Below are 14,167 nucleotides of genomic sequence, written 5' to 3' on the forward strand. Positions count from 1 at the left end.
AATACCTTTTCTGCCTCGCTCTTTGGATTGCGCAATTATTGTCGAACTAGTTGTCGAAATTTTATCTAAAATCGCCAGGAATTGTCATGAAACAAGCACGCGCCAAATCCATCCAGTTATCGCTGGACCGCGCTTCCCCCATCGGTTTGGTCGATCAGATTGCCACGAATCTTGCGCAATTAATTGCCCAAGGCATGCTCCGTTCAGGCGAACAGTTACCATCCGTACGCCAATTCGGTATTGATCAGGGCATTGGAACGTCAACGGTCGTGGAAGCCTATGAACGGCTTGTAGCGCGCGGCTTGGTGGCGGCGCGCCGTGGCGCTGGCTTTTTCATCGCTTATCAATCCACGCAGACACAACCAATACCCACCTTTAATCCGCCTGAGCCGGTGATCGATTCTGCCTGGTTGTTATCCGAAATGTTTGCAGATGAGCGTGTTCCGATCAAAGCGGGATGCGGATGGTTGCCGGGAAAATGGCTGGACGACGATGGTCTGCATCAGGCCGAACGGCGCATCATCCGAGCGCCTGGCGCGCAGCAAGTTGGCTACGGTCATCCTTGCGGCTATGCGCCACTACGGCTGACTATTAGTCAATTTTTGGCACAATGGTCGCTTGAGGTGCCGATTGACCACATCCTTACGACACATGGCGCGACGCAAGCGCTTGATCTGATTATCAGAACTATGGTCAAGCGCGGTGATACCGTGTTGGTCGACGATCCTAGTTATTGTAATTTAATCGCGATGTTGAGGATGGCGGATGTGAACGTGATCGGCATCCCGCGCACACCAAGCGGGGTTAATACCGAGCAACTGGAGATATTAGCCAGGACACATAAACCCGTGTTGTACTTCACGACCAGTGTGTTGCACAATCCAACGGGCACTTCCTATACGCCCGCTTGTGCCATGAGGGTTTTGCAGGCGGCAGAGCGAAACGGATTTTGGGTGGTCGAGGACGATATTTTTCGGGAGTTAGGCCAACCAAACGATCCGATGCTGGCCGCGCTTGATGGCTTGCAGCGGGTGATCTACGTTGGTAGCTTTTCCAAAACAGTCGCACCTTCGCTTCGACTGGGATACATCGCCTGCCAGCGTGAATTAGCGCGGCAATTGGTCCATACCAAAATGGTACTTACACTCACTAACTCGGAAATTACCGAGCGGTTGGTACACAGCGCATTGACTGAAGGTCATCACCGTCGTCACGTTGAGAACCTTTCTGCCGCTTTGTCAAATGCGCAAGCGCGCGTCAATGCGCGACTGATCGAAGCTGGATTGACGCCATTTGCCACACCACGCGGGGGTATGTTTTCTTGGGCAAAATTTGAACATACTGATTTATCGGCCCGTGATATTGCCGACCTTGCCCGACAAAAAGGAATTTGGCTTGCGCCGGGAGACTTTTTTCATCTAGCTGCACCAGCGCAACCTTGGTTTCGCTTCAACGTAGCGTATTCAGACGTGCCTGAATTGGTGAGTTTCTTCCAGAGCATTTAAGCTTGAGGCACGCATTGACGCATTACCTCTTTTCCCATCATACAAGCAGGTAAAAATAATAAAAAACCGCGTGCAATTTCTCGCAGACGGTTTTTTATTTTCAGCTCAGCAAGACCTGCGTTCACCGTCAAGTGAGCGCCATCAAAGGTTTTATAACTTAGGCCACTTGCTCTATACCAGCCAAAGTCCATCCACCATTGCCGTGGATAGGCTTGGTTAGATTCCAGATTTCATTGAACGGCTCTGCCAGTGCTGTTGGATCGTCCTTGATCATGCCCGAGAATTTGACGCCAGCCATGTAGTCGTTACCAATGGTTTCCAAGCCGAGGAATTCAGCATCAATCGTGATCACGTCCGTCTTGTTGGCCGATTGACCACGTTCCTGTAATTGCATTTTCAATTCGGCAAACATTTCAGGTGTAGTGAAATCACGGATATCATCGGTATCACCCTTATCCCACGCCGCTTGCAAACGGATAAAGTTGGTTTTTGAATGGCGCACAAAACCCGCTGTATCGAAATCTGCCGGTACATCAATCGCATTGCTGCCCGCCGCTGAAGATGCGCTTGCAGCGCCAAAAGCAGTGCCAGTCGTTGCACCGGTACTGGTTGGCGCATCAAATGTGTTTGAGTCAAATGTGGTCTTTTGCGCTGGTTCCACATTTGACATACGTGACGCAATTTCCGGCGTAAAGCTTGCGCTGCGAACGTTATTCATCGGGCCAGATCCGGAGAATGCTGGCTTCATGCCATTGTTGCTATCCATTTTCCGACGCACCATGCGGTAGATGAACATACCCGCCACCGCTAACAAGCCCACCATTAAAATAGTGCTGATCATACTGGCCATCGCCCCGCCAAGACCCATGCTCGACAACAACGCACCAAGACCTAAGCCCAACAACGCGCCGCCCAGCATTCCTTTCCATGCGCTGGACTTGGCTGCGCCACCAACTGCTGCTGCGGCCGCAGCAGGTGGAGCGGCTTTAGCAGCTGCCTGATTTTGTGCTGGCGTGGCCTGTTGACGATTCATGCTTTGGGATTTTTTCCCAAACGAACCACCGCCGCCCATACGTTTTGCTTCTACCGATGAAACGCCGACTGACAACGTCATCGCAACGACCATCAGCGCAATAAACATTTTTTTCATGCTAACTCCCGAGATTTAAATCAGTGTGAAATAGGGCCACTTGAAGGGCCATACTCGCTAAAAACTTCCTGACTTTCCTCGCTTAGCGGTTGTTACCCACGTAAGCTAGTCTGCCATCAGGTGAAAATCTTGCAATTAATTGACAATGCAAATAACAACGTAGCGCCCCTTGCGACCTTTAACTCACCATTGCACTAAACACTAATTGATGCGACCGGATGATGAAACCAGGTGGCGTACATTAGCGGCTGCGCGAACGTGTAGCGACAAGCAGGATCGCAGAACAACTAAAAATGAAGATTTACAGAAATAGAGCGTGAAATATACGCATTAAGCCGATAACAATTCGGCCAACGCATATTGCTGACTAACCGAAAACGCAGTTAGCCAACAGTGTTTATGCTCGAGGTGGAGGAGAAATGAGGGGTAAGAAAGGCGGTTCACGCATGCCGTCATTGCCGTGCGCAGCGGCTAACGGAGATGAATTTGGTCTGAAGTTGAAGCCAAGTGCTGGCACTGGTTCGTCGCTCAGGTCGGCATGCAAATTGAGTTCACCTGAATCTTCATCATCACCGAACGAGCAACAATCTTCACTCATGCTTTTTTGATACGCCATCACATCGGCGATATCAAGAAATTGCGATTGTTGCTGTAGCTGCTCATGTTGTACCAATGCATGATTGTCTTGCGCCAGTGCGAACTTAATATGCGCGTCTACACCGCTTGCAAATACTTGCATAGGCAGCAAAAACGTCAAGAAAAGTATCAACACTCGGATCATGAATAATCGCAATAATAAATTTCAAAGGAACAACTTCTTTATTATACCAAAAGTGCCGGGTCGTCGCCTCAATCGGCCGCACCATTAGCCACTTACCCCAAATCTCAGATTAATTTGTGAATAAAGTGCACGCTAAAGATACACTCAGTAACCGATGGTCTTAAATAGTTACAACGCTTGCCGCTATGGCGGAAACGCCCTAGACTATGCTTGAGACAAAAGTAACAATAAAGTAACAAGTATTATTAGCAACGCGCAACCGAAAACACTGACCGACGCTGAATGTAGCCGACGAATAAAGCCCAGAATGTAAGCCGACGACGATAGCTGCTGAAAACAATCATAACCAGCGCCATATCCCGATCATAGAACATCCAAAAGGCAAACTTAGCCATGCGTATTTTACTCGCTGAAGATGATAGTGTTTTAGCCGACGGACTCACCCGTTCATTACGCCAATCCGGTTACGCGACCGACTGCGTGCTGAACGGTATGGAAGCTGACTCGGCATTATCGACACAAGATTTCGATCTGTTGATCCTTGATTTAGGACTGCCGAAAATGGCTGGTCTGGAAGTACTACGCCGCCTGCGCGCACGTAACTCACGTTTGCCGGTGCTGATATTAACCGCAGCAGACTCCATCGAACAGCGCGTCAAAGGGCTTGATCTGGGCGCCGATGATTACATGGCCAAGCCATTTGCGCTCTCGGAACTCGAAGCGCGCGTGCGCGCGCTTACGCGCAGAGGTGCTGGCGGTGGCCCGACCGTGATCAAACATGGTCCGTTATCTTACGATCAGGTTGGCCGGATCGCCTATATAAGCGATCAGATGCTGGATTTATCCGCGCGAGAAATCGGATTACTGGAAGTGTTGCTGCAACGGACCGGTCGTCTGGTATCGAAGGAACAGTTGGTCGATCACTTGTGTGAGTGGGGTGAAGAAGTCAGCAATAATGCCATTGAAGTCTACGTACACCGGTTACGCAAAAAAATCGAAGTCGGCGGTGTGCGGATTGCGACTGTGCGCGGATTGGGTTATTGCCTCGAAAAAATTGCTGAGGTGCCTCCCCCGCAAACACCGCCAGCTACCTTCTCCAGTACAAAATAATTTCCTCAGATGCGTGACGACCAAATCATGGCCGCGCAGGCTTCCAGCATACCCCTCTCGGATCGGGATCATATAGTCGAATCCGAGATCGGTCTCGATCTCGATCTCGGATTCGACCCGAGCGTGGCGTTAGAAAGTGAATCGAAAGAACGCATTCAACGCTCACTATTCGGCGAGATTCTTGACTGGATGTTGGTGCCATTGCTATTACTATGGCCGATGAGTATCGCCATCACGTATTTAGTGGCTAAGTCCATTGCCAACCAGCCATTTGACCGCGCGTTGGATGATAGCGTCACAGTCTTATCACAACAGGTTAGTCAAGCCAACGGTAAGGTCGTTACCCGCTTATCGGGTGCAGCGCGCGATTTTTTGCGTGCCGATGATATCGACAATATCTATTTTTTGATCACCGGCCCCAAGGGTGAATATGTCGACGGCGACCGGGAAATGCCAGCGATTGCCCCGGATGAGGATCCACCGCATGCAGGCACCGTACAATTTCATAATGGATCGATGCATGGCACCGACGTGCGGGTGGCGTACACGTATGTCGATTTGCGTAACGATGCAGCTAGCGCCAACATCAATGATCCGGCGCCGCCGATGGCGTTGGTGCAAGTAGGGGAAACGCTGGAAAAACGTGCACAGTTAGCCAATGAAATCATCAAGGGAGTGATCTTGCCGCAGTTTTTGATTCTGCCGATCGCACTCGCACTCGTCTGGTTTGCCTTGTCGCGCGGTTTATCACCGCTATCCGAATTGCAGCAACGGATAAGAGCTCGACGACCTGATGACTTAAGCCCCATTGATTCCGGTCAGGTTCCCGAGGAAATATCGCCTTTAGTACGCTCGCTCAACGACATGCTCTCACGTCTTTCACAGACGATACAAACCCAAAAACGTTTTATCGCTGACGCCGCGCATCAAATGAAAACGCCGTTGGCGGGCATGCGCATGCAATCCGAACTGGCGCTGCGCCAAACGGACGGTCACGATATTCGTCGGTCCCTTGAGCAATTGGCGAAGAGTTCAGATTCTGCCACGCGCCTTGTAAATCAACTGCTCTCGTTAGCGCGTGCAGAAAATCAAACCCAGGAAAGTACCGCTCTCATTCCTATTGAATTGTCAGAGTTGGCACGCAACGTCGTGGGCGACTGGGTACAAGCATCGTTTACACAGCGTATCGATCTGGGCTTCGAAGAAGCGCCACAACCTCTCCTTGTCATCGGCAATCCAATGATGCTGCGAGAGTTGATGAGCAATTTGATTGATAACGCGTTGCATTACACGCCGCCAGAAGGCCACGTGACGGTGCGCATTCGTGCCGGAGAAAATAAGCAAGAGGCAATTCTGGAAGTAGAAGATACCGGCCCAGGTATCCCGCCAGCGGAGCGTGAACGTGTGTTCGAGCGTTTCTATCGCATACTTGACAGCAATCGGAGCGGAAGCGGTTTAGGGCTCGCTATCGTGCGGGAAATAGCCCAACAACATGACGCTGACGTCAGTATTTTTTACAATCCTCGTTGCGACGATCAAAAGCTGCCAGGGTGTTTATTTCGCGTCACATTCAAGCAAACTTCCCCAGCTAATTTTCGTGATGAATATCGCTAAAAGCGTATTGCAGTTTAGCGGTTGCGTGAGTAAAAAATATGATTAAAAAGCCAGTGTAAGAAGTCTGTAATACAGGAAAAAATAAGCAGAGGAAAGTCGCAAGTCAGTAGAAAATAAGCACAGAAAATGTTAAATAAATGCAGCTTACTGCCTCCGCAATCTTGAGGTTCAAAGGTAAAGGAGCTGCATAAAAAGTCCCTTAAAGTACTCGCCAGATTGTAGCGCGTTCAATGTTTTTGATTCTTTGATTGTTGACTAAAACCATGGCCCAATCCGTCCCTCAGAATATCGCTGCTCGCAATGCCAGACACTGGCGCAGGACCAAAAAACTGACTTTCAGCCTGTTACTGATTTGGTTTTCGGTCACGTTTCTTGTGATTTTCTTTGCGCGAGAATTATCAAGCGTTACCGTGTTCGGATGGCCCTTATCTTTTTATATGGCCGCACAAGGATTGGTCGTGATTTACCTCCTACTCGTCGGTATATATACCTGGCAAATGGGACGATTTGACCGTGATGCCGATATGACTTTGCCCGATCCAAAGCTGCGCGCAATGAAGTCGTCTCAACTGGCTGAACTCAATAATGAAAAGTAAGTCATTCTTATCGCGTTTGACGCGCTATTACGCTTGGTACACCGCAGGCTTCATTGGCTTTCTGATCATTCTCGCCATCCTCGAAAAAGAAGGATTTCCACGCTCCTGGATTGGTTATATGTTCATGTTCGCTACCATCGCCCTGTATGCGGGCATTGGCGTCGTTAGCCGGACATCCGACGTGTCGGAATATTACGTTGCGGGGAGACGTGTACCGGGAATTTTTAACGGCATGGCAACGGCTGCCGACTGGATTTCGGCAGCAACTTTCATCAGCTTGGCCGGGGGCTTATATTTGCAGGGCTTTGATGGTCTCGCCTATATCATTGGCTGGACCGGCGGCTACTGTCTGGTTGCGCTCCTCATTGCGCCTTATTTACGCAAATTCGGTCAGTACACTATTCCGGACTTTTTGGCCGCACGCTACAGCGGCCGCATTGGTGGTCGGTATGGCGGCAATCCAGTTCGCATTTTGGCGGTAATCGCCACTGTACTCATCTCATTTACATACGTGGTGGCACAAATTTATGGTGTCGGACTTATCACGTCGCGCTTCACTGGCGTCGATTTTTCCGTTGGCATTTTTCTCGGTCTTGCCAGCATTTTGGTTTGTTCATTTTTAGGTGGAATGCGCGCGATTACGTGGACGCAAGTGGCGCAGTACATCATCATTCTTTTTGCCTACTTGATTCCCGTCATCTGGCTATCAGCCAAACATACACATAATCCAATTCCGCAATTTGCATATGGCTCGGTCATGACGCAATTAAGCAATATTGAAAAAACGTTGAGCGATGATCCCAAAGAATTAGAGGTGCGGAGTATTTACAAAGCACGTGCCGAAGCATTCGACAAGCGCTTGAACAATTTGCCTCAATCCTGGACGCAAGGTCGGATCGAAGCACAGCGCGAACTTAAAGCCTTAAAACATAGCAGTGACACTTCGCTGATCGACATTCGCGTTGCCAATCGTAAGTTGAGCGAATATCCAAAATCACCGGAAGAAGCCCAGCAGAGATGGAGAGATGCCAAAGCCCTCAATCTGGCGCACGCCGAGCCACCCACGCCACAAGCAACCCCATTTCCGGGCAAGGATAAAGAAGCATCGGATATTAAACGTAACAACTTTTTGGCAGTAGTGTTTTGCCTGATGCTAGGGACAGCCGCATTGCCGCATGTGTTGATGCGCTACTACACCACGCCATCGGTACAAGAAACGCGTAAATCGGTTTTCTGGACGCTGTTTTTTATTTTATTGATCTACCTGACGGTCCCTGCTTTAGCGGTATTGGTCAAGTACGACATCTATACTTCATTGGTCGGGACCGAGTACGCGCATCTACCAAACTGGGTGTCGTATTGGGCCAATATCGACAAAACTAATCCGCTGGTCAGCATCATCGACCTGAATCATGATGGTATCGTACAGTTATCGGAAATATCGCTGGACGGTGACATGATCGTATTGGCGACACCAGAAATTGCCGGATTGCCCTATTTCATTTCAGGATTGGTTGCTGCGGGCGGTTTAGCAGCAGCGCTATCCACTGCCGATGGCCTGCTTTTAACGATCTCTAACGCGCTATCACACGACGTTTATTACAAAATGATTGATCCGGTGGCCTCCACACAAAAGCGCGTTACGATTTCCAAATTGCTGCTACTCGTCGTGGCGTTGCTGGCGGCTTATACCGCGTCGTTAAAACCCGGCGATATTTTGTCTATGGTTGGAGCGGCATTCTCACTCGCCGGTTCGGCACTTTTCCCCGCGCTCATGCTTGGTGTATTTTGGAAAAGAGCCAATCAACACGGTGCCATTGCCGGGATCATTGCCGGATTCGGCATGTGCGTGTTTTACATGTTGCACACCCTTCCTGCATTGGGCGGGTCCGTCACGGGGCAGTGGTTTCACATTGCTCCCATCTCAGCTGGCGTTTTTGGCGTCCCAGCTGGATTGCTGACGATGATAGTCGTCAGCTTACTGACACCACCACCGGATGCACGCACGATGGCGTTGGTCGATTATATTCGTGCGCCTTGAAGCGCTGCGAGCAGCCAAGCGATCTTGCTGGGAGGGAATGATTTCCCCTTAAGCAAATTGTTACCATAAACATCAGCTATCTGGCACGGGAATTGCTAGACAAAAAGAGTAATTTCTATCATCTCAATCGTCATTTCGAGCGCCGCTTGAAGGCGATTCAGGAGTAAAGTTACTACTGAAATTTTATTACGAGTATGTGTTGTATGTAGCTGTTAAAGTCACTCTACAACAGTCCATGCGACCGATTTATCAATGGTCACCATGACATTGATTGTCGTCATGGTCGTGTTTAATTCGTATTTTGCATGAAAGGACAGTGCAATGGATGCGCAAAACACCAATGACCAAACCGTTCCAAAAACCGCGTTTTCTCATATACGCGAGGGCGATACTGCATTTGAACCTGGTGGTCTCCGGGATTTTTTCCTATATCGCGATTTAGGTATTAGTGCGGCCACAGGTGGCCAGGTCATCGCTCAGTTGGTGAAGGCGAACATGGCACCAGAAGAAGGCACTGGCTGGCATCGACATGAAGCAAAGTTTCATATGGTCTACATGCTCAAAGGTTGGGCACGCTTCATGTATGAGGACCAATTAACGCTGGTCAACGCGGGTGATTGCGTGCACCAGCGCCCCGGTATAGTGCATTTTTTATTCGACTACTCTCCCGACATGGAATATCTGGAAGTTGTTGGCCCCGCTAACTTCACCTCAATCGATGCGCCAGCTCCGTGCGCAGTACCGAAACCAACACCTTGGTTTTCCGAGTTAACTGAAAGCTCAACTATCAATAGCGAATAACGGCTTAAAACTGCCTTGGCTAACCATGCAGGGCAGTTGCCACTCAGTACGAATAATGCTATTTTGATAAAATTAATACGAGACTAAATGCCATCAGCGCTGACCTTGGTCATCAGGGGAAATCTTTTGATGTTTACGTACAAAACAACTGCGAAGTAAAGTTATGGCAAATTTTTTCGATGAAATGTACACCGATGGTTCCGACGTTGCTCGTCCCCATTATGGTGAGTTTTCAAACTGGCTTGGACAGCAATCGGCCGAAACGATTGCTAGAAAACGCGTTGAAGCAGATGTCATTTTCCGTCGTGTCGGCATCACCTTTGCAGTGTATGGCAACGACGCCGGTACCGAACGACTGATCCCTTTCGATATTATTCCACGCATCATTCATGCCGCCGAATGGTCGGTGCTGGAAGCAGGGCTGATTCAGCGTGTTAAGGCGCTGAATATGTTCATCCATGATATTTATCATGATCAAAACATCATCAAGGCCGGCGTGATCCCTGCGGAACAAATTTTCCGCAATGCGCAGTACCGCCCTGAAATGCAGGGTATTTCAGTGGCCTCGGATATTTATGCGCACATTGCAGGCGTCGATATCGTACGCGCTGGTCAAGGCGAATTTTATGTATTAGAAGACAATCTGCGTGTCCCGTCCGGCGTGTCTTATATGCTAGAAGACCGCAAGATGATGATGCGCCTGTTTCCAGAATTATTCACACGTCATAAAATCGCACCGGTTGATCATTATCCTGACATGTTGCTCGATAATTTGCGCTCCGTGGCACCAGTTGGTGTTACCGATCCAACGGTCGTGATCATGACGCCGGGGATGTATAACTCAGCGTACTTTGAGCATGCATTTTTAGCGCAGCAAATGGGCGTTGAGCTAGTCGAAGGAAAAGACTTGTTTGTCGACGATAACGCAGTATATATGCGCACCACGCGTGGACCAAAACGCGTCGACGTCATTTATCGCCGAATCGATGATGACTATCTGGATCCGCTGGCGTTCCGTCCGGACTCTACACTTGGTGTGCCCGGTTTGCTATCGGTCTATCGTGCGGGCGGCGTCACGTTGGCGAACGCTATCGGTACCGGCGTGGCTGATGACAAATCGATTTATCCATACGTTCCCGACATGATCAAGTTTTACATGGCGGAGAAACCGATTCTCAATAATGTCCCGACTTTTCAGTGTCGCAAAAAAGACGATCTGGCATACACCTTGGCGAATCTTAAAGATCTGGTCGTCAAGGAAGTCCACGGCGCTGGTGGTTATGGCATGCTGGTCGGTCCGGCATCGACGAAGCAAGAAATCGAAGATTTCCGTGCTCGCGTGATCGCCAATCCAGAAGGCTACATAGCCCAGCCAACATTGGCGCTCTCAGCCTGCCCTACTTATGTTGAGGCCGGGATTGCCCCGCGCCACATCGACCTGCGACCATTTGTTCTTTCGGGAAAAAACGTTTCGATGGTACGTGGTGGACTGACGCGCGTGGCGCTCAAAGAAGGCTCGCTCGTCGTCAATTCGTCCCAAGGCGGCGGCACCAAAGACACCTGGATACTGGAGAAATAACATGTTGAGCCGCACCGCAGATCACTTATTCTGGATGGCCCGTTACACCGAGCGCGCTGAAAATATTGCACGCATGCTGGATGTACATTTGCAAACAGGCATGTTGCCGCAGGCGGATGAAGACGTTGAGCAAGGCTGGCGTGCCCTCCTCGGCATCTCCGAGCTGCAGGAGGCTTATGATAAGCGACATAAAACATTGACACCGCAAAACGTCATCGATTTCATGGTCCGCGACCCGGCTAACTCATCCTCTATTTCCGCCTGCCTTACTCAGGCGCGGGAAAATGCACGCGCAGTGCGGGGAGCATTAACCACGGAAGCCTGGGAAATCCAAAATGCCACCTGGCTAAAAATGCAGGGCTATCTGAAAACTGATGCGCTAGATCAAAACCCTGCAGAATTTTTCGAATGGGTCAAACATCGCTCGCACCTCTCACGTGGCGTGACAATCGGCACCATGCTGAAGGATGAAGCATTTCACTTTATCCGCCTCGGGACTTTTTTGGAGCGTGCAGATAATACTGCACGGATCATTGACGTCAAGTTTCATAGCGCCAATGAGAAGCAGCAAAAACAATCTCAATCTCAGTCCCAATCGCAAGATCAGGAACAAAAGCACGAACAGGCACTCGAAGCGAAGACCGAGCCGCAAATTGACTTCTACTATTGGGCAGCAATCTTGCGTTCGGTTTCAGCGTTTGAAATTTATCGTAAGGTGTATCGTGACGTCATCACGCCGGCACGCGTCGCTGACTTGCTGATTTTGCGCGCGGACATGCCACGCTCACTTGCGGCATGTATGGAAGAGGTCCTCAATAATCTGAAACACGTCAGCAATAATGTATCAGCTGATACGGAGCGCTTCGCTGGCAAGTTGCATGCTGAACTTCAATTCGGTAGCATTGATGAAATTCTTGAGGCCGGTCTGCACGATTATTTGACGGTATTTTTCGAGCGCATCTTTGAATTGGGCAATCGTATCAGTCGTGACTTTCTGGTTCCACTAGCGGCCTGACCGGCCTCTGCTCCGCTTCCGCTAACTATCATGCTGCTAACCATCAGGCACGAGACGATTTATCACTATACCGAAGAATTAACCTACACGATTCAACAGTTGCGATTGACGCCACGTCCCGAAGAGCATCAGCGCACACTTAACTGGCATATCACCAGTTCCGGTGTGCGCCACCCCTTCACGGATGCGTTCGGCAATCTGAGTCATATGTTGACCATCACGGGTCGGCATAACGAAGTCAGGATCGTTGCCGAAGGCAGCATCGCGGTCACCCCCTTGTACTTGGGGCGATTGCCACAAACCGGTGCAGTTTCTCCACTCGTGTTCACCGTAGCAACATCGCTGACCCAAGCGACGCCAACGATCATCGAGTTTGCCCATCGTCACTTATCACGTAATCCAAACAGCGAGGATTTAGTCACGCTGGCGCAAGCCATTTGCAATGCGGTCACTTATCAAAGTGGCTCCACACTAGTCACCAGCAGCGCAGATGATGCATTACGACTGGGCCAAGGTGTTTGCCAGGATCATGCACATTTATTTCTTGCCTGCTGCCACGCGGTTGGCATCCCGGCCTGTTACGTGTCCGGCTATATCGATCCGGGGAATAGCGATCACGCTGAAAGCCACGCGTGGGTAGATGTGTGGGTGGCCCAGTCAGATTTTACAGGCTGGGTAAGCATTGATGTCACCCACGCGTGCTTTGCCAGCGATGCCTATTGTCGGCTGGCGATCGGCCGCGATTACGACTCAGCCGCACCAGTTCGGGGAGTTCGTCGTGGTGGCGGAGAAGAAACCTTGAGTGTCAGTGTCCATGTCAGCGCTAAAGCGCTAAGTTTAAGTCCATGATAGTGCGCACTAGAAGATATGCTGATGCATGACACTTCGTTTCAACGCATGAAAAGCAATCCCTGACGGAGCTTAAATACACATTCAAAATATAATATTTCCAACATGAAATATAGTGGAAAATCGACTTGTTGCATCTTGATGTGCGTGTTACTAGTTAGATAACCAAGATTAAATGGCTATGCTGTAAAATCCATTTTTTGTATTTTGAGCTCTACATCATGACTTATTGTGTTGCTATGCGCCTGAAGGCCGGACTCGTTTTCTTGTCCGATTCGCGCACCAATGCTGGCGTTGATCACGTCAGCACTTTTCGTAAAATGAGTGTCTTTGAGAATCCTGGCGAACGCATGCTAGTCATGATGACTGCTGGCAACTTATCCATTTCGCAATCGATTAAACAAATCATTTCAGAACACACTAATGCCGATGGCAAAAGTATCTGGAACGCCACCTCAATGTACGAGGCAGCGCAAATAGTAGGCGCCGCTATTCGGTTGGTGTACGAGCGCGATGCGAGCGCCTTGCAAAAATTTGGCATCGACTTCAACGTCGGCATCATTTTTGGTGGCCAGATCAAAGGTGAGCGCTGCCGTTTGTTTCAGATTTATTCGGCAGGCAATTTCATCGAAGCGCATGACGAAAATCCCTACTTCCAGATTGGTGAATCCAAATACGGCAAACCGATCATCGACCGCGTGTTGGCTGGATCGGAAATCACCCTAGATCAGGCTGCGAAGTGTGCGCTGATTTCAATGGATTCAACGTTGCGCTCCAATCTATCGGTTGGCTTGCCGCTAGATCTGCTGGTATATGAAAGTGGACAATTGGCCTTGACCCGCTTCGTCACTATCGATTCGAAAAATGAATATTTCAAATCCATTTCGAGCGGTTGGTCTAGTCGCTTGAGAGAAGTTTTCGACGAAATCGAAGACCCGGTCTGGCACACGGTAGCAACTGCCGTCGATTCAGCAGCGTTGAAAACCGATCAACGTCAACCCTTGGTAACGATGCCAAAAGAAATCAATTGGGTTGGCACGCCAGCGGCACTACAAACGCTGGCCCAGAATGACGAAACGGGGCAAAAGTAGATTTATTTGATTTACTTCACGTCGCCTGAATTAGG

At 49.7% G+C, this 14,167-nt stretch carries 13 protein-coding genes; 10 read left to right on the forward strand and 3 right to left on the reverse strand.

The genetic code is table 11. The annotated features are described in order from the left end of the window. The first annotated feature begins 86 nt into the window (after nt 1–86). Entirely contained in the window at nt 87–1,505 is a 1,419-nt protein-coding gene (locus ACXX82_RS08195) for an aminotransferase-like domain-containing protein (protein WP_458562738.1), read from the forward strand. Here the strand turns inward: ACXX82_RS08195 and ACXX82_RS08200 are convergent. From ACXX82_RS08200 to ACXX82_RS08210, 3 genes are all read right to left on the reverse strand, one after another. Continuing rightward, entirely contained in the window at nt 1,502–1,696 is a 195-nt protein-coding gene (locus ACXX82_RS08200) for a hypothetical protein (RefSeq protein ID WP_322240765.1), read from the reverse strand. The genes ACXX82_RS08195 and ACXX82_RS08200 overlap by 4 nt on opposite strands. Beyond that, the gene (locus tag ACXX82_RS08205) at nt 1,663–2,655 is read right to left on the reverse strand and encodes a Tim44 domain-containing protein (protein WP_458562739.1); all 993 of its coding nucleotides are present in this window, start codon (nt 2,653–2,655) and stop codon (nt 1,663–1,665) included. The genes ACXX82_RS08200 and ACXX82_RS08205 overlap by 34 nt, the downstream gene beginning before the upstream one ends. A 397-nt stretch (nt 2,656–3,052) precedes the next feature. Beyond that, on the reverse strand, nt 3,053–3,394 hold the full coding sequence (locus tag ACXX82_RS08210) for a hypothetical protein (protein ID WP_458562740.1): 342 nt from the start codon (nt 3,392–3,394) through the stop codon (nt 3,053–3,055). Nucleotides 3,395–3,829: 435 nt separating this feature from the next. On the opposite strand from ACXX82_RS08210, the gene ACXX82_RS08215 reads away from it, so the two are divergent. The 9 genes from ACXX82_RS08215 (at nt 3,830) to ACXX82_RS08255 (ending at nt 14,132) form a co-directional block, all read left to right on the forward strand. Beyond that, entirely contained in the window at nt 3,830–4,546 is a 717-nt protein-coding gene (locus tag ACXX82_RS08215; RefSeq protein WP_458562741.1) for a response regulator, read from the forward strand. 9 nt (nt 4,547–4,555) lie between these two features. Beyond that, nucleotides 4,556–6,160 (forward strand): sensor histidine kinase, encoded by a 1,605-nt coding sequence (locus tag ACXX82_RS08220; RefSeq protein WP_458562742.1) that lies wholly within the window; start codon nt 4,556–4,558, stop codon nt 6,158–6,160. Nucleotides 6,161–6,423: 263 nt separating this feature from the next. Further along, the gene (locus tag ACXX82_RS08225) at nt 6,424–6,756 is read left to right on the forward strand and encodes a DUF4212 domain-containing protein (protein WP_322233531.1); all 333 of its coding nucleotides are present in this window, start codon (nt 6,424–6,426) and stop codon (nt 6,754–6,756) included. Continuing rightward, nucleotides 6,746–8,797 carry a sodium:solute symporter family protein gene (locus tag ACXX82_RS08230; RefSeq protein ID WP_416186784.1) on the forward strand — a complete coding sequence of 684 codons (2,052 nt, stop codon included), beginning with the start codon at nt 6,746–6,748 and terminating at the stop codon, nt 8,795–8,797. Before ACXX82_RS08225 ends, ACXX82_RS08230 begins: the two co-directional genes overlap by 11 nt. A gap of 321 nt (nt 8,798–9,118) precedes the next feature. Further along, nucleotides 9,119–9,598 carry a cupin domain-containing protein gene (locus ACXX82_RS08235; RefSeq protein WP_322233533.1) on the forward strand — a complete coding sequence of 160 codons (480 nt, stop codon included), beginning with the start codon at nt 9,119–9,121 and terminating at the stop codon, nt 9,596–9,598. 163 nt (nt 9,599–9,761) lie between these two features. After that, nucleotides 9,762–11,177, forward strand: a complete 1,416-nt coding sequence (locus tag ACXX82_RS08240) for a circularly permuted type 2 ATP-grasp protein (RefSeq protein ID WP_322233535.1) — start codon at nt 9,762–9,764, stop codon at nt 11,175–11,177. A 1-nt stretch (nt 11,178) separates the two neighbouring features. Beyond that, nucleotides 11,179–12,192 carry an alpha-E domain-containing protein gene (locus ACXX82_RS08245; protein WP_322233537.1) on the forward strand — a complete coding sequence of 338 codons (1,014 nt, stop codon included), beginning with the start codon at nt 11,179–11,181 and terminating at the stop codon, nt 12,190–12,192. Between the two features lie 30 nt (nt 12,193–12,222). Further along, nucleotides 12,223–13,041: a transglutaminase family protein gene (locus ACXX82_RS08250; RefSeq protein WP_458562743.1), complete on the forward strand. Its 819-nt coding sequence runs from the start codon at nt 12,223–12,225 to the stop codon at nt 13,039–13,041. A 221-nt stretch (nt 13,042–13,262) separates the two neighbouring features. Beyond that, a complete protein-coding gene (locus ACXX82_RS08255) occupies nt 13,263–14,132 on the forward strand; it encodes a proteasome-type protease (protein WP_322233543.1) in 870 nt (289 codons plus the stop codon). The last annotated feature ends 35 nt before the right edge of the window (nt 14,133–14,167 follow it).

The sequence above is a fragment of the Glaciimonas sp. GNP009 genome (genome assembly GCF_054343755.1).